Origin of the sequence: Cloacibacterium sp. Arc13, from assembly GCF_041431305.1 — a bacterium.
Taxonomy (GTDB): Bacteria; Bacteroidota; Bacteroidia; order Flavobacteriales; family Weeksellaceae; genus Cloacibacterium; species Cloacibacterium caeni_B.
Genome location: NZ_JASMRM010000003.1, coordinates 48,754 through 64,689, shown reverse-complemented (window position 1 = coordinate 64,689; position 15,936 = coordinate 48,754). Strand labels below are relative to the sequence as shown.

The following is a 15,936-nucleotide window of genomic DNA, read 5'->3' as shown; positions in this document are numbered from 1 at the left end:
CTACAGTAGTTCTAAAATTTCTTGAATCGCGTCTTTTCCTTTATTTTTAGCGTAATACACTTGTAAATCGTTATAAAACTCTTCACGAGGATATGTTTCTGGATTTTCCTTGAATTTTTTCAGCAAATCTGTTCCATATTGCGGTCTTGGTCCCCAAACATTTTTCAGAGAAAAATCTTCATTCAAGATTAAAATTTTAGGAATAGATTGCGTTCCGTTCGTTAGGAATTGGTCAATTAAAGAAGTATCAGAATCACGGTAAAAAATTCTCACGTCATTATGTCCTTCAAAAAATTTAGAAACCGCAGGAACGGTTGCGCTTGCATCTCCGCACCAAGGTTCTGTAATGATAAGGATTTTACCATTGAAGTTTTTAGATTTCAGCGTTTCTAATTGCTCTTCATCTGCTTTATAAGTTTTCAAAGTTCTGTTCATTCTCTGAAGCCCCAATTCATAATATTCATTATGATCGTCTTCAGGATTTTGAACTTCAATTCTGCGTTCAGTTTCTTTAATATATTCGTCAAAAGTGACTGCGTTTTGCCAGTAATTTTTCATTTTTAAGTTTTAAATTTTTCTAATCTGATTCATCAAAAATAAGTCCGCAAGAACAAATGCTGCCAAATTTTCCACTACGGGAACTGCTCTTGGCAAAACACAAGGATCGTGTCTTCCTTTTCCTTCTACAATAACTAAATTTCCGTCTTTATCTACACTTTCTTGAGGTCTAAGAATCGTAGCAATTGGCTTAAAAGCTACTCGGAAATAAATGTCCATTCCGTTGGAAATTCCACCTTGAATTCCGCCAGAAAGATTGGTTTTCGTAGTAAAATCTTCATTGAACAAATCATTATGCTCTTTTCCAGTCATGGTTGCTCCACAGAAACCGCTTCCGTACTCAAAACCTTTTGCAGCATTGATATTCAGCATGGCTTTTGCCAATTCGGCTTGTAATTTTAGGAAAACAGGTTCGCCAATTCCTACAGGAAGATTTTTGATAACACAAGTAATGGTTCCGCCGATGGTATTTCCTTCTTTTTTGATTTCCTTGATTTTAGAAATCATCTTTTCGGCAGTTTCTTCATCTGGACAACGAACATCATTGCTTTCAATTTTAGAAAAATCTAAATCCTGATAAGGTTTCATACAAAAAATATCTCCCACCGAAGAAACATAAGCATGAATTTCTATAGTTGAGGGTAAAATATGTTTCGCCAAAGCTCCTGCAGCAACCCAGTTGATGGTTTCTCGCGCAGAAGATTTCCCGCCACCTCTGTAATCTCTGATTCCAAATTTTTGGTCGTAGGTAAAATCTGCATGAGAAGGTCTGTAAGCAGCGGCAATATGTTCGTAATCTTTCGATTTTTGATTTTCATTATAAATCACAAAACCAATCGGAGTTCCTGTAGATTTCCCCTCAAAAGTTCCTGAAAGAAACTGTACAGTATCACTTTCTTTTCTTTGGGTAACGATAGAACTTTGACCAGGTTTTCTGCGGTCAAGTTGATGCTGAATTTCTTCAAAATTAATTTCAATTCCTGCTGGAAAATTGGTGATAATTCCACCATAAGCTATTCCGTGACTTTCGCCAAAGGTAGAAAGTGTGAGAAAATTTCCTAAATTGTTCATAAAAGCAAAGTTAGTGAAAAGGAGTGAGGTGCGAAGTGCGAGTTATAATATTTTTATAACATAAGAACTTGTATCACGTAACTCGTATCAAAATTTAGAGATAATTCCCTTCAATTTTTCTTTATCTTTAGTTGACAGTTTCTTCCAAACGAAACCATTTTTTATGTTCTTTGATATTTTTTGCGGAAAAATTCCTGCTTCGTAATATTTTTTTACTGAATATGGAGCAATCGATGGATGTGGCGTATCATAAGCCAAATGATGATGTGGTATGTAAAATTTAAGGTTACCTATTTTAAACTCAGAATATTTAAAAGCCGTAAAAGAAGCTGGTCTATATATCTGTTTCTGAGTAAAGCCTTTCATATAATATCCTGATTTAAAAGAAATAAAATTATTCTGCAACAATTTAGGAAATGATAATGATATAATTATTAAAAAAATTTCTAAAGAAAAACCAATATAAGATATTTTTTCTTGGATAATAGATTTGAAATTAATGAGAAAAAAGACAAAAAACACTCCCATGAAAAAACGGTATTGCGCAGAGAACATTAGCACTAAAAAACTTTTTATAACTATAGAAGCAAATAAAGCAGTAGTTAATCTATCTTTTTTAATAAAAGTAAACACAACGAATGATAGCATCACCAAAACAAATGCAAAATGGATATATTTTTTATATGAATTTATTGTGAACCAATTGTAAACATAATCCCAAACTGTAAATTTTTCAATTTCTGAAATAGAAAATTTTAAGTCATATGCTTTCATTATTGCAAGCTCTGCAGATTCTTTTAGAACCTCGCTGTGTGGCATCCAATAAAGTTTTAAATCACCAATCTGAATAGGAAAAAAAGGATAACCAAAGACTAGAATATTCTTAAAAATATAAATCCCGAGAACCACAATCCCTAATCCTGCATATTTAAAATTCTCCTTTTTAAAAAAATATATAGCAACAAATAACAATACCCAAACAATAGTAGGTTTTATGGTAAAAACAAAAGCAGAAAAAGCAAAAAGTAATTTAACATTTTTATTTCCACTCATTACTTCATTTAAAATAACAAGCGATAATGCAATAGCAGGTAAGTCTGAGTTGGGAGACTGTATAAAAAATAAAAATATAGGCAAAATAAACAACATTGACCAAGCTTTTTTCTCTAAAATATAAAGTAAAAAAACTAGTAAAAAAATAACATTTATTCTTAGAAAAACATCTGAAAAATTAGAGAGTCCTGATTGAAATATATGCCAAACAGACATTTGTGCATATATCAACTCAATATTAGCCAAACCCTTTGTGAAACCAAACTCTCTTAACCAGTGAATACTTGGAACGTAATACCCAAAATGATCAATAATGAAAGGATAATAAGTTCCTGCAAAAATTATAATAAGACTAGGAATCGAAAATTTTACAATCTCTTCTTTTCTGTAATTAAGAAAATCTTTATAACTTCTAAAGTAAAGAAATGACAAGACCCCAATTAGGATACTTATACTTTCTATCCAAATATTTAAAGGAACAAAAAAAGCTAATACTTGCCAAATTATTGCTAGTAAAAACATCCCTGAAAAAAGCTTTGCAGAAAGACCAGACCAAATCCTCCCAAACAACTTTTGGAAAATCTCACCAAAACCCATTAAAACAGGAAAAATAATCAATAAAGAAAGTAAAATTTTAAACATTATGTGAATAAAAAAATAAAAAAAAATCCTGAAAATTTTAAATTTTCAGGATTTGTGTTGTTGTTTGTTGAGGTACCTAGCGGATTCGAACCGCTGTAGATGGTGTTGCAGACCACTGCCTAGCCGCTCGGCCAAAGTACCATGTGTTTCGGAGTGCAAATATAGGGATTTTTCAGATTTTTAAAAATTTTAGAAATAGATTTTTTAAAAATTTTCTTCAAATTCTACACTTACGCCTTTCATTTCGCTTTTCATTGGCGGTTTTGTTTTGGTAATTTTTACTTTAACCTTCTGAACTTGAAGAAATTCTGATTTTATTTTTTTGATAATTCTTCCTGCTACATGTTCTAATAATTCTGAAGAAATTTTCATCTCTGCATGAATAATATCGTTAATCAAAGCGTAATTAATGGTATCATTCAAGTCATCTGTCTCAGCAGCTTTGGTAATATCTGCTACAATCTCTGCGTTCACAATGTAATATGTTCCCAGAATTTTCTCTTCTGGCAAAACTCCGTGATAAGCGTAGATTTTAATATCTTCTAAAAGGATTTTACTTTTCATTTTAATAAATTTTGGCTAAAGCCAATTAGATTTTCGTTTTTTCTAAAACGGACTAAAGTCCGTTCCTATTGATTTTCGACAACTATCCACAAATGTAAAGAAAAACGTTCAGAAAATTTCCTGAACGTATTATTATTGTCTAAACTTTGTCAAAGATTTTGAACTTTGACGAAGTGAAAATTACTTAATCGTTTTACTTAACTCCAGCATAGCTTCAATAGGTTTTAAAGCTTTTAAGCGAAGTTCTTCGTCCATAGTAATCTCTGGCAATTCGTATTTCATGCACAAATACAACTTTTCTAAAGTATTTCTCTTCATGAAGAAACATTCTGAACAGTTGCAACTTTCGTCAAAAACCAAAGCTGGAATCAGTTCTTTATGAGGAGCACGTTTTTTCATTTCGTGAAGAATTCCTTCTTCTGTAGCGATGATAAATTTCTGACAATCATCTTTTTCCACATAATTTAGCAAAGCTGAAGTAGAACCAATAAAATGCGCCAATTCTAGTACTGGAGTTTCAGATTCTGGGTGTGCAATTAATTTAGCATCAGGATTTTCCGCCAATTGTTTTGCAATTCTTTCCATAGAAAATGCTTCGTGAACGATGCAACTTCCGTCCCACAAAATCATATCTCTTCCTGTTTTTTTCATCAAATATCTTCCCAAATTTTTATCTGGCGCGAAAATAATCGGTTGATCTTTTGGCAATGCATTGATAATAGTTTCTGCATTAGAACTGGTGACAATAATATCAGATTCTGCCTTGGTTTCTGCATTACAATTGATATAAGTTGCCACCAAAGCTCCAGGATGCTGTTCACGCATTTTCTGAAGACCTTCTCCACTGCAACCATCTGCAAGTGAACAACCTGCCAAAGTATCTGGAAGAACTACTTTTTTAGTAGGATTAAGGATTTTTGCCGCTTCAGCCATAAAATGCACCCCACAAAAAGCAATCATATCTGCATCAGTATCTTTTGCAGCTCTTGCTAGTTGCAAAGAATCCCCTAAATAATCAGCAATATCTTGAATCTCACCCGGCTGATAATAATGCGCCAAAATCACGGCATTTTTTTCTTTTTTGAGCTTTAAAATCGCATCAATTAAATCTTGACCTTGAGGAATTTGAATATCTTTCAAATCCAAAAATCCTTTTACAGGAAGGTTATTTTTTGCTATATCTAATGCTTGTTCCATTTGGTAATCGTATTTGGTGTTGGTTTTATTCTTCAATAAAATTTCTTACAATTCGCTCAATTTCTTTCTGAGCGGTTTCTAAATCATCATTAATGATAATTTGGTCAAATTCTTCAGCATAAGTCATTTCTTCTTTGGCTTTTGCCACTCTGGTTTTGATGGTTTCTAAATCATCTGTAGCTCTAGATATCAATCTTCGTTCCAATTCGTCTATAGAAGGCGGTGCAATAAAAATAGAAAGGGCATTTTCTCCGAAAATTTTCTTCAGATTTACGCCACCTTTTACATCTACATCGAAGATGACCACTTTTCCTTCTTGCCAAATTCTTTCCACTTCAGATTTTAGAGTTCCGTAGAATTTATCTTGATAAACTTCTTCATATTCTACAAAAGCATCTTTTGCAATCAGATTTTTAAATTCTTCAACCGAAAGAAAAAAATAGTCTTTCCCATGAATTTCTTCACCTCTCAATGCTCTAGTTGTAGCAGAAATGGAAAATTGAAGTTCAGGGAAAACACCTAAACAATATTTTACCAAAGTGGTTTTTCCACTTCCTGAAGGTGCTGAAAATATAATTACTTTGTTCATTTTTAATAGTTATGAGTGATGAATTATGAATGATGAGTTATTTAGAGACTAAAAAACAACTTATAACTCATGACTTATAACTCATCATTACAATACGTTTAACGTTTGTTCTTTAATTTTTTCTAAATCGTCTTTCATCATCACTACCAGTTTTTGGATTTCGTGGTGATTGGCTTTAGAACCTAATGTATTGATTTCTCGACCGATTTCTTGAGAGATAAATCCTAATTTTTTCCCGTTGAAAGTTTCGTTTTGCATCACTTCAAGATAATATTTCAAGTGCTGAGTTAAACGTACTTTTTCTTCGGAAATGTCTAATTTTTCGGTGTAATATGCCAGTTCTTGATAGAATCTGGTTTCGTCTACATTCTCAAATTCTTTCAAAGTACTCTGATAACGTTCTTTTACCGCTACCATTCTGTCGTCTTCGTAAGGAATGACTTTGAGAAGATTTTCTTCAATTTTTTTAAGATTTTTAGCCAGTTCTTCGTGTAAAATTGCGCCTTCTGTCTTTCTGAAATCTACAAATTTTGCTAAAGCTTCTTTAATCAAGTTTTCCAAAGATTTCCACTCCTCTTCATTTAATTCTGCAGGTTTTCCGTTAATTGCTTCAGGCATTCTGATAGCCATTTTCAAGTATTCGAACTCTTCTGCATTGGGAGAAATCTCACGCAACTGATTCATGTATGCTTTTACAATGTCTTGGTTGATTTTTACATCATTGCAGTCATCGATGGTTTCGCAATTGATATAGCAATCTACTTTTCCTCTGAGAATGGTGTCATTCAACAATTTTCTTACTTCGAATTCTTTCTCTTTATAACGAAGCGGAATTCTTAGATTCAAGTCAAATGATTTGCTGTTAAGCGATTTGAGTTCGATGCTAATTTTTTTTCCTTCAAAAATACCTTCGGCTCTTCCGAAGCCTGTCATTGATAAAATCATAATGTGTATATGTAAGCACAAAGATAAGAAAAGATGCTGAAAGTTAATTTTTTCTTAAAACTTAAAACCGATAAGACTTCTCATTGTTAATAAGTAGATGAAATAGTCCCAAAAAATCCTTAAAAATTTCGTAAATTTGCCCCTTGATTAAATGGCGAATTTTAGTCGTCAGAAAGAAAATTTATTGCATGAAAAGATGGTATCTCTACCCTTTTTCCTTGGTTTATCATTTTGTTACTGCCCTCAGAAACAGAATGTACGATTGGGGAATTTTTTCTTCTACGAAATTTAAAACTCCTATGATTGGCGTAGGAAATTTATCTGTAGGTGGCAGTGGAAAATCGCCTATGGTAATGTATTTGGCAGATTATCTTGCTAAAAATTTTAGAACAGGCGTTCTATCTCGTGGTTACGGAAGAAAAACCAAAGGTTATGGTATTGTAAATTACGATAGTAATTTTAAAATGGTGGGTGATGAAGCCATGCAACTCTTCGAAAGATTTAAAAACAGATTTGTCATCGGCGTTTGTGAAGACCGCGTTTTTGGGGCAAAAAAAATCATCGAAGACATGGATTTAGATGTACTTTTATTAGATGACAGCTACCAACACCGCAGAATAAAACCCGGTTTTAATATTCTTTTGACGGATTATAATGACCCGTATTTTAAAGATTTTGTTTTACCTGCAGGAAATCTTAGAGAATCAAGACGTGGCGCAAAACGTGCTGACATCATCGTAGTAACCAAGTGTCCAGAAAATATTACAGAAGAAAAAAAACAATTCTATATTTCTAGAATTAAACCTAGATATTACCAAAAAGTGTTCTTCTCAACCATCAATTATGATGAAGAAATTTTTTGTTTTGACCCCAAATTGAAACTTCCAGATAACAACATGAGTTATTATGACATTCTCCTGATTACAGGAATTGCCAACCCAAAAACCTTTGTGGAAGAAGTAAAAAGATACAGCTCAAATGTAAAACACTTGCGATTCAAAGATCATCACAGTTTCACAACAGAAGACATTTCTCTCATCAAAAAAGAATATGAAAAACTTGGAGAATATAAATTGATTTTGACCACAGAAAAAGATTATGTTCGCTTAAAAGGTTTCGATTATTTAAGAGAAAAATTATATTATTGGCCGATTAATGTAGAAATAGACCGCGAAGAAGAATTTAATCAAATCATTCAAGATTATGTTAGAAAAAATTAAACAAACCGCCGAATTCATCCAAAATATCATTCAAGAAACTCCTGATTTCGCCATCGTTTTGGGTTCTGGTTTAGGCAAATTACAAGAAGAAGTAGAGGCTATTCACACTTTAGAATATCATGAAATTCCTAATTTCCCGCAAACTACAGTAGTAGGACACGGTGGAAAACTCATTTACGGGATTTTAGAAGGCAAAAAAGTATTGATGATGAGTGGTAGATTTCATTACTACGAAGGTCATTCTATGGAAACAGTAACTTTTCCTTTCAGAGTTTTTAAACTTTTGGGAATTCAAAATTTAATCGTTTCTAATGCTTCTGGAGGAGTAAATCCTAATTTCAGAGTTGCAGATATTATGATTATCGAAGACCATATCAATATGATGCCAGAACATCCGCTTCGTGGTAAAAACATTGATGAATTAGGACCAAGATTCGTAGATATGAGCGAACCTTATAACCGAAAAATGATTGCAGTAGCAGAAGAAACCGCTAAAAATTTAGATATTAAAGTGCACAAAGGTTGTTACCTTGCGCTTCAAGGTCCTACTTTCGAAACACCTGCGGAATACGGGATGGTAAGAGCAATTGGTGGAGATGCAGTAGGAATGAGTACCGTTCCAGAAGTGATTGTAGCGAAACACATGGGAATGGATTGTTTCGGAATTTCTATCATTACGGATGTTGGCGGACCAGAAATCGCTTTCACCGTTTCTCATGAAGAAGTTTTACAAGCTGCCAATAAAGCAATGCCTAATGTGATTAAAATTGTAAAAGGCTTGGTGAAAAATTATCAATAAATGAATTTTTGCTTCGCAGTGAATTTTCTGCAAGTGAATTTTTAAAATATTACGCTTCAATTTTTTGGAGCGTTTTTTTATGAAAATTCTATAACGTTACTATAAAATTTTGTAAAAACTAAATGGCATTCTTAGCATAATTTTGCTTCAAAGTAAAAAAGGAAAAAAATGAATACGTTTAGATTAGTTGCCTTTAAAGTAGCCTATCTCCTTCTCAGAAGGAAAGATAACTATACCTAATCTAAATATTTTTCATAGGAAGCACCTCGATTTTCGAGGTGTTTTTTTTGTTTCTAAGTTTTTAAAAAAAATTTTCACACATAAGAAAATTATGTATATATTTGTAATGCATAATTTATATAGGTATGAAGAAAAACGCATTATATAAAGGAACTTTACAAAATATTATTCTGAAACTTCTCGCTTCAGAAGTAAAAATGTATGGTTATCAGTTGACGCAACGCGCTAAAGAACTTACAAAAGGTGAACTGGAGATGACAGAAGGTGCGCTTTATCCTTTGTTACACAAATTAGAAAATGAAGGAGTTATTTATTCTGAAATGCAACAAGTAAATGGTAGAGATAGAAAATATTATTTGCTGACCGAAAAAGGAAAAAAACAACAAGCCTTACAAGAAGAAGAAATGAAATCTTACCTATTTAATCTGAATGCAATTTTTAATATTTAAAAACTAAAGCATGATTACCAAACAACAAGAATCAGAAATCCGCAATTATCTGCTCTCAAAAAAACTGCCGATTGATATTTTAATAGAAGTAAATGACCATTTTGTTTCTCAGATTTCAGATTTGCAAAGAGAAGAAAATTTGAGTTTTGAAGAAGCTTTTGAGAAAAGTAAAGAAAATTGGAAAGAAGAGTTAAAGACTACTGTTCCTTTTTATGTTCTTGCCAACAAAGACAAAGGAGCTATCACAAATTTTGAAAAAAAGATTAGAAAAATAGAAAACTATAATGTGTTAAAAACTTCTTTAGCTATTTCCTTTATTCAATTGTCTCTATTTTTCATATTATCAAATTTTTATGATGTAAAAAATTTAAGAACCTATTTTTTCATATTTTTCATTTTTCCCGTTTTAACTATCGTTTATAATTATATTTTCAATTCTTTTGCCTATAAAGAGAAATTTAAGGAAATCAGATTTTCTGTTTATCATTGGCGAATTTTCTTAATCTTTTCTTTAGGATATTTTGGTTTACAATACATAAAACCTTTTGATGAAGTCATTTCTAATTTATATCAAAATAAGCTGGATTTTGAAACCATTACTAAACTTATTGTTTTTATTATTTTAGTAATTGGTTTCAATTATACCGGAGTTGCACAATTTAAATTTGCAAAAACAATGAAAAAAGTAAAACCTTTCTTAAAATATTTATAAAATGCTTTCAGAATCACAACTCTCAGAAATCCGCAATTATCTGCTTTCAAAAAAACTGCCGATTGATATTTTAATAGAAGTAAATGACCATTTTGTTTCTCAAATTTCAGATTTGCAAAGAGAAGAAAATCTATGTTTTGAAGAAGCTTTTGAAAAAACCAAAGAAAATTGGAAAGAAGAATTAAGTTTTAGCACAATTTATTCGAATAACTCAGACGTAGTACTATTAAAAAAAATCAAACAGAGACAAAATCTTAATTTTTTCATATTATCTCTAAAAATATTCTTTGCTATTCTTATAATTAGTTTAATGATTTCTAATTTTAGTAATGTTAAAATTTTTACCTACTATTTTTCTTTCATTCAAATTATTCTATTTACATTACCAATAGTGATTAAAATAGTAAACTATAATGATTTTGAACTTTCAAGCAAATACAAAAAAATTAAACTTAATTCATTACAGAGCATCTCAAATGTTGGAGCGGTCTCCATCTTTTATATCTTAACCTTTTCAAAAGATATATTAAAAAGAGCAGAACAAATATTTTATATTCTAAATGGTAATTACAAAAGAATTTTAAATATCAATGAGACTAATGCAACATTACTCTGCATATTAACATTCTTAATCATTTTAATGTTTACTTTCTTTTCTATAAAATTATACTTTTACATCAAAAAAATTAAAGAGGTAAGACCATTTTTATCTGATTATCTAAAAAACTAGTAAAATGACTGAACGTCAACTCACAGAAATCCGCAATTATCTGCTCTCAAAAAAACTGCCGATTGATATTTTAATAGAAGTAAATGACCATTTTGTTTCTCAAATTAATGATTTGCAGAGAGAAGAAAATTTGAGTTTTGAGGAAGCTTTTGAGAAAGTAAAAGATGATTGGAAAGAAGAGTTAACACTTTCTTGGAACGGAAGCATAGATTTATTAGACACGAGTCCATTTATTAGAGGTGTAAGACAACAACTAGCTGTAGAGAATCTTATTTCTGCATCAAAATATACAATTTTAACAATCAGTTTAATTATTATATCTGCATTGATATTTAATAAAAATATTTTTAAATACTTTTGCCTTTTAACTTTTTTATCTTTTTCTATATTTCCTTTATTTGTTTATATTAAAAATTTTAAAAAATTTCAGCTAGCGAGAAAATATAGCAATTATATTTTAACACTTCATCAAGGTGGCTCCTTTTTATTCCTAGGAATACTTGGTTTATCATTACAATTTACGGCAAAATTTTTTGACTATTCTGATGAAGTTCAAAAATTAATTCATTCTGGGAAAACTAATTTTGAAATAACACAAATATTACTTTTAATAATTGGAACATTAATTCTTACATTAATTAGTTTTTTTAGTATTATTTCCCAAACTAAATATATCAAACAAATAGAAAAAGTAAAACCTTTTTTGAAATATTTATAATATTCTCAAACCTTAAAGGATTTAGAATCCTTTAAGGTTTCATTTTTATAATAATTTTTTAAAATCCCCAATTCCTTATCTTTGTGTATGCAAATTCCACAGAGAAAAATCATACATGTAGATATGGATGCGTTTTACGCTTCTGTGGAACAGCACGATAATCCTGAACTCAAAGGAAAACCCATTGCTGTAGGCGGTGAACATAGAGGTGTAGTAGCCGCAGCAAGTTACGAAGCTAGAAAATTTGGCGTTCGTTCTGCTATGTCGAGTAAAATTGCCAAAGAAAAATGTCCGCATCTGATTTTTGTAAAGCCAAGATTTCATCGTTACAAAGAAATTTCGCAGAAAATCAGAGAAATTTTTCATGAATATACTGATTTGGTAGAACCGCTTTCTCTAGACGAAGCCTATTTAGACGTTACCGAAAACAAGAAAAACATAGAATCTGCCAATGAGATTGCAAAAGAAATTCGTCAAAAAATTTTTGAAGAAACAGGACTCACTGCTTCTGCTGGAATTTCGGTGAATAAATTTTTGGCCAAAGTAGCTTCAGACATCAATAAACCAAACGGACAAAAAACCATTCATCCTACTCAGATTTTAGATTTTTTAGAAGAACTTCCGATTGAAAAATTCTACGGAATCGGAAAAGTTACCGCCAATAAAATGTACAGTTTACAGATTTTCAAAGGCAAAGATTTGAAGGCAAAATCTATGGAAGAACTGGCAAGACTTTTCGGGAAATCTGGAATTTATTATTACAACGTGGTTCGTGGAATTCATCATGGAGAAGTAAAACCTCACCGAATTCAAAAAAGTGTAGGTGTAGAACATACTTTTTGGGATGACATCAACGAAGATGAAGAACTTTACCAAAAACTAAAATCACTAAGCGAAGAACTAGAATCTAGACTTTCGAAAAGAGAAATTAAGGGAAAAACTTTGACTTTAAAAATAAAATACAAGGATTTTTCTCAATACACTCGTAGCAAAACACAAGAAGTGTATTATGAAAACGCTGAAGATTTCTACGAAACTGCCCAAAAACTTTGGGAACTAAGACCTTATAATAAAGCCATCAGATTGCTTGGTTTATCACTTTCTAACCTAAACACAGAAGAGAAAAAACAAATTTCTGTACAACTCAAAATTCCTTTTGAAGAATTCGAAAACGAATAATTATAAAATAATTCCCTGAAAATCTGTAAATTAATTTCGCTTCATCGTTCTAATTTTGCAACATAAAAAAACAGAAATGATGAACGGAACTATGATTCAATATTTCCATTGGTACACAGAAGGCGATGGAAAACTTTGGGAAGAAGTACAACAAAACGCAGAATATTTAGCAGAACTTGGCATTACAATGGTTTGGTTACCACCTGCTTACAAAGCTAATGGTGGCGGATTTTCTGTGGGTTATGATCCCTATGATTTATTTGACTTGGGAGAATTTGACCAAAAAGGAGGAATTCCTACCAAATATGGAACTAAAGAACAATATGTTTCTGCTATCAATGCGCTTCGTGAAAAGGGAATTGGAGCAATTGTAGATATTGTGCTGAATCACAAAGCTGGCGGTGATGAAAAAGAACGTTTTCAAGTGTACAAAGTAGACCCAAACAATCGACAGAACTTCATTTCTGAGCCTTTTGAAATAGAAAGTTACACTAAATTTACTTTCCCGGGAAGAAATAAAAAATATTCAGATTTCGAGTGGAATTTCACTTGTTTTACAGGCGTAGATTTTGCCGAAGGTGAAGAAGGTGATTTCATTTATCAAATTATTACCGAACATGGTGATGGTTGGGAAGAAATGACCAGCGATGAAAAAGGAAATTACGATTTTTTGATGTACAATGACATCGAACATCGCAATCCTCATGTAAGAGAAGAGCTCAATTATTGGGGAACGTGGTATCATGAAACCGTCGGTTTTGAAGGCGTTCGTTTAGATGCTGTGAAACATCAATCGCCAGAATTTTATAAAGAATGGCTTCAGTTATTACGAGCCAATACTGGTAAAAACCTCTTTGCAGTAGGAGAATTCTGGGCTCCTGGTGAATTGCCACTTTTAGAAAAATATATTGAAGAAACCGAAGGTTGTATGAGCCTTTTTGACGCTTCTTTGCATCATAATTTGCATATTGCGTCACAATCGGGAAGCGAATTTGACTTGCGTACAATTTTTGACAATACTTTGGTTCAATCACAACCAAATTTGTCAGTTACGGTGGTTGATAACCATGATACTCAACCTTTGCAAGCTTTAGAAGCTCCTGTAGAACCTTGGTTTAAACCGATTGCTTATGCATTAATTTTGCTGAGACAAGAAGGTTTTCCTTGTGTTTTTTATCCAGATTTATTTGGAGCCACTTACAAAGATTATGGAAGTGATGGCAATGAACACGAAATTTTCTTAGAAAAAGTAGACCAAATAGAAGAACTTTTGAAATTGAGAAAAAATAATGCTTACGGAATGCAAAGAGATTATTTCGAAGATGCTAATTGCATCGGTTGGACTCGAGAAGGTGATGGCGAATATAAAGGTTGTGCAGTAGTCATCAGCAATAAAGAACAATACGAAAAACCTATGGAAATGGGAACACAATATGCTGGTCAGTATTTTTATGACGCATTAGGAAGATTCGAACATACTGTTCAAATTGATGAAAATGGTTGGGGAAATTTTACCGTTCCTGCTGGAAATGTAAGCGTTTGGATTCCTGAATAATTTATTTCAAAGCTTTTTTAACCTCTGAAAATTTCCCATCAATAGGTTCTGAAATTTTTAAACCGAGAATTTCCGCAACCAAAGGATAAACACTCACGTTCTGAAATTCATCGATTTCTGTTTGGTTTTTGAAAACATTTCCCCAAGCGTAAAAAGCAGCTTTCATTTCTGGTGTTTTTCTAGGATTGTAGCCATGTTTTCCCGCAGAAGTAGATTTTTCTTTTTCTAAAAATATTTTTGGAGCATTTGGAACTAATAAAATCTGACCGATACGGCTATATTTGTCATCTTTTGTTCTATAATGCAGTTTTCTAGGAAATTTTTTGGTCAAAAAAACTTGATAATCTTCAGTTTTTGAATTTTTCAATTCACGATATGCTGATTTTACCTCATCAGGATTTTTAACCACCACTCTGAGTAAGGTTTGAGAATTATAAATATCAAATCTTTCTTTATTGAGAAGCATTTCTGGAATAGAAAGCGGATTTTCTTTATCTACTTTAATCATTCCGTGGTCAGAAACGAAGATGAAATTCACGTTTTTCAAACCCAATTGATTCACTTTTTCCACCAAATTTCCGATAGTGTTGTCTACCAATTGTACAGATTTTTCGGCTTCTGGAGATTCTGGTCCAAATCGATGACCTGCTCCATCTACTTCTGGAAAATACAGTGAAATAAAGTGCGGACGAACATTTTCTGGCAATTTTAACCAGTTCACTACTTTATTAATTTTTTCTTCTGGTGAAAATTTTTCGTGGTAGTGATAATAGTATGTTGGTCTTGTTTTTCCAGCGTCACTTGCAGAACCAACCCATTGTAGAGAAGCGGTAACCATTCCTTGTTGCTCGGCCAAGCTCCAAAGCGGAATTCCGCCGTACCAAGAACCATCTTCTGCATTTTCTTTTTTATTCATTGCATACGCTTCTTTTCTGGAGTAATCATAGAAAAAATTATCTATCAAACCGTGATGAGAAGGATATAAACCCGTAATAATAGACCAATGATTCGGGAAAGTAATGCTTGGATAACTTGGCAACATGGCTTTTGCTTTTACGCCTTCATTTGAAAATTTTTGAAGATTTTGAGCATTATATTTATCGGTATAATCATATCTGTAACCGTCTGCAGAAATAAAAATAAGATATGGCTTTTCTAATGCTTTTGCTGAATTAAATCTATTAGGAGTAATAACTTGGGCTGTATCAAACGCGAGATTATGTTGAGCAAAAAAGAGAGAAAACAGAAAAATAGTGAAACCCGAAAATATTTTTTTCATTGCAGATGATTTGTTACAAAAATACACGTTTTTGCAAAAAAAAATCCTAGCCATTTTAAATGACTAGAATTTAGAATATTTTATTAAGTTTTGATTATGCTTGAGCATTACCAGCACCTACTACGAAAGGTTCAACTTCTTTGATTTCTCCGAATTGAGCTTCATAGTTTTGGATATTTTGTTGAAGAGCAGCTAAAACTCTTTTTGCATGAAGGGGAGCAAGGATTACTCTGCTTCTTACTTGAGCTTGCTGAACTCCTGGCATTAATTGAATGAAATCTAATACAAACTCAGATGGAGAGTGGTTTACTAATGCTAGGTTGCAATAAGCACCAGCTGCTACCATTTCGTTTAATTGAATATTAATGTTTTGATCTTGGTTTTGGTTGTTATCCATTTGTATAAGTTTTAATAAGTTAATATTTTACATTCAAAA

General features: G+C 32.0%; 17 protein-coding genes and 1 tRNA gene. 8 read left to right on the top strand and 10 right to left on the bottom strand.

Going from position 1 to position 15,936, the window contains the following annotated elements; translation table 11 throughout:
- From QO190_RS03945 to QO190_RS03910, 8 genes are all read right to left on the bottom strand, one after another.
- Positions 1-558: a thioredoxin family protein gene (locus QO190_RS03945; RefSeq protein WP_371461893.1), complete on the bottom strand. Its 558-nt coding sequence runs from the start codon at positions 556-558 to the stop codon at positions 1-3.
- Positions 559-567: 9 nt separating this feature from the next.
- On the bottom strand, positions 568-1,629 hold the full coding sequence (gene aroC, locus QO190_RS03940) for a chorismate synthase (RefSeq protein WP_371461892.1): 1,062 nt from the start codon (positions 1,627-1,629) through the stop codon (positions 568-570).
- Positions 1,630-1,716: 87 nt separating this feature from the next.
- Positions 1,717-3,324, bottom strand: coding sequence for a hypothetical protein (locus QO190_RS03935; protein ID WP_371461891.1), 1,608 nt, complete (start codon positions 3,322-3,324; stop codon positions 1,717-1,719).
- A 70-nt stretch (positions 3,325-3,394) separates the two neighbouring features.
- Positions 3,395-3,465, bottom strand: a tRNA-Cys gene (locus QO190_RS03930).
- 63 nt (positions 3,466-3,528) lie between these two features.
- A complete protein-coding gene (gene folB, locus QO190_RS03925; protein WP_371461890.1) occupies positions 3,529-3,888 on the bottom strand; it encodes a dihydroneopterin aldolase in 360 nt (119 codons plus the stop codon).
- 180 nt (positions 3,889-4,068) lie between these two features.
- A complete protein-coding gene (gene nadA, locus QO190_RS03920) occupies positions 4,069-5,085 on the bottom strand; it encodes a quinolinate synthase NadA (protein WP_371461995.1) in 1,017 nt (338 codons plus the stop codon).
- 25 nt (positions 5,086-5,110) lie between these two features.
- A complete protein-coding gene (gene gmk, locus QO190_RS03915) occupies positions 5,111-5,674 on the bottom strand; it encodes a guanylate kinase (protein ID WP_371461889.1) in 564 nt (187 codons plus the stop codon).
- A gap of 87 nt (positions 5,675-5,761) precedes the next feature.
- Positions 5,762-6,619, bottom strand: a complete 858-nt coding sequence (locus tag QO190_RS03910; protein WP_371461888.1) for a YicC/YloC family endoribonuclease — start codon at positions 6,617-6,619, stop codon at positions 5,762-5,764.
- Between the two features lie 188 nt (positions 6,620-6,807).
- Here QO190_RS03910 and lpxK point away from each other — a divergent pair, with 188 nt between their 5' ends.
- The 8 genes from lpxK to QO190_RS03870 all read left to right on the top strand — a co-directional run bounded on the left by lpxK (position 6,808) and on the right by QO190_RS03870 (position 14,221).
- On the top strand, positions 6,808-7,839 hold the full coding sequence (lpxK, locus tag QO190_RS03905) for a tetraacyldisaccharide 4'-kinase (protein WP_371461887.1): 1,032 nt from the start codon (positions 6,808-6,810) through the stop codon (positions 7,837-7,839).
- Positions 7,823-8,638, top strand: a complete 816-nt coding sequence (locus QO190_RS03900; RefSeq protein ID WP_371461886.1) for a purine-nucleoside phosphorylase — start codon at positions 7,823-7,825, stop codon at positions 8,636-8,638. Before lpxK ends, QO190_RS03900 begins: the two co-directional genes overlap by 17 nt.
- Before the next feature lie 365 nt (positions 8,639-9,003).
- Positions 9,004-9,327, top strand: coding sequence for a PadR family transcriptional regulator (locus tag QO190_RS03895; protein WP_069799540.1), 324 nt, complete (start codon positions 9,004-9,006; stop codon positions 9,325-9,327).
- Positions 9,328-9,337: 10 nt separating this feature from the next.
- Complete coding sequence (locus tag QO190_RS03890) at positions 9,338-10,039, top strand: hypothetical protein (RefSeq protein WP_371461885.1); 702 nt, start codon at positions 9,338-9,340, stop codon at positions 10,037-10,039.
- Position 10,040: 1 nt separating this feature from the next.
- The gene (locus QO190_RS03885; RefSeq protein WP_371461884.1) at positions 10,041-10,769 is read left to right on the top strand and encodes a hypothetical protein; all 729 of its coding nucleotides are present in this window, start codon (positions 10,041-10,043) and stop codon (positions 10,767-10,769) included.
- A 4-nt stretch (positions 10,770-10,773) separates the two neighbouring features.
- Complete coding sequence (locus QO190_RS03880; protein ID WP_371461883.1) at positions 10,774-11,487, top strand: hypothetical protein; 714 nt, start codon at positions 10,774-10,776, stop codon at positions 11,485-11,487.
- Positions 11,488-11,574: 87 nt separating this feature from the next.
- Complete coding sequence (dinB, locus tag QO190_RS03875; protein ID WP_213196712.1) at positions 11,575-12,666, top strand: DNA polymerase IV; 1,092 nt, start codon at positions 11,575-11,577, stop codon at positions 12,664-12,666.
- A 76-nt stretch (positions 12,667-12,742) separates the two neighbouring features.
- A complete protein-coding gene (locus tag QO190_RS03870) occupies positions 12,743-14,221 on the top strand; it encodes an alpha-amylase (protein ID WP_371461882.1) in 1,479 nt (492 codons plus the stop codon).
- A 1-nt stretch (position 14,222) separates the two neighbouring features.
- Here the strand turns inward: QO190_RS03870 and QO190_RS03865 are convergent, their stop codons facing one another.
- Both QO190_RS03865 and QO190_RS03860 read right to left on the bottom strand, forming a co-directional pair.
- Positions 14,223-15,500: an ectonucleotide pyrophosphatase/phosphodiesterase gene (locus tag QO190_RS03865; protein ID WP_371461881.1), complete on the bottom strand. Its 1,278-nt coding sequence runs from the start codon at positions 15,498-15,500 to the stop codon at positions 14,223-14,225.
- Between the two features lie 94 nt (positions 15,501-15,594).
- The gene (locus QO190_RS03860) at positions 15,595-15,897 is read right to left on the bottom strand and encodes a DUF3467 domain-containing protein (RefSeq protein WP_069799559.1); all 303 of its coding nucleotides are present in this window, start codon (positions 15,895-15,897) and stop codon (positions 15,595-15,597) included.
- Between the last annotated feature and the right edge of the window lie 39 nt (positions 15,898-15,936).

Coding starts and splice junctions, on each gene's coding strand:
- QO190_RS03945 (WP_371461893.1), bottom strand. CDS start 558: ATGAAAAATTACTGGCAAAACGCAGTCACTTTTGACGAATATATTAAA.
- aroC (WP_371461892.1), bottom strand. CDS start 1,629: ATGAACAATTTAGGAAATTTTCTCACACTTTCTACCTTTGGCGAAAGT.
- QO190_RS03935 (WP_371461891.1), bottom strand. CDS start 3,324: ATGTTTAAAATTTTACTTTCTTTATTGATTATTTTTCCTGTTTTAATG.
- folB (WP_371461890.1), bottom strand. CDS start 3,888: ATGAAAAGTAAAATCCTTTTAGAAGATATTAAAATCTACGCTTATCAC.
- nadA (WP_371461995.1), bottom strand. CDS start 5,085: ATGGAACAAGCATTAGATATAGCAAAAAATAACCTTCCTGTAAAAGGA.
- gmk (WP_371461889.1), bottom strand. CDS start 5,674: ATGAACAAAGTAATTATATTTTCAGCACCTTCAGGAAGTGGAAAAACC.
- QO190_RS03910 (WP_371461888.1), bottom strand. CDS start 6,619: ATGATTTTATCAATGACAGGCTTCGGAAGAGCCGAAGGTATTTTTGAA.
- lpxK (WP_371461887.1), top strand. CDS start 6,808: ATGAAAAGATGGTATCTCTACCCTTTTTCCTTGGTTTATCATTTTGTT.
- QO190_RS03900 (WP_371461886.1), top strand. CDS start 7,823: ATGTTAGAAAAAATTAAACAAACCGCCGAATTCATCCAAAATATCATT.
- QO190_RS03895 (WP_069799540.1), top strand. CDS start 9,004: ATGAAGAAAAACGCATTATATAAAGGAACTTTACAAAATATTATTCTG.
- QO190_RS03890 (WP_371461885.1), top strand. CDS start 9,338: ATGATTACCAAACAACAAGAATCAGAAATCCGCAATTATCTGCTCTCA.
- QO190_RS03885 (WP_371461884.1), top strand. CDS start 10,041: ATGCTTTCAGAATCACAACTCTCAGAAATCCGCAATTATCTGCTTTCA.
- QO190_RS03880 (WP_371461883.1), top strand. CDS start 10,774: ATGACTGAACGTCAACTCACAGAAATCCGCAATTATCTGCTCTCAAAA.
- dinB (WP_213196712.1), top strand. CDS start 11,575: ATGCAAATTCCACAGAGAAAAATCATACATGTAGATATGGATGCGTTT.
- QO190_RS03870 (WP_371461882.1), top strand. CDS start 12,743: ATGATGAACGGAACTATGATTCAATATTTCCATTGGTACACAGAAGGC.
- QO190_RS03865 (WP_371461881.1), bottom strand. CDS start 15,500: ATGAAAAAAATATTTTCGGGTTTCACTATTTTTCTGTTTTCTCTCTTT.
- QO190_RS03860 (WP_069799559.1), bottom strand. CDS start 15,897: ATGGATAACAACCAAAACCAAGATCAAAACATTAATATTCAATTAAAC.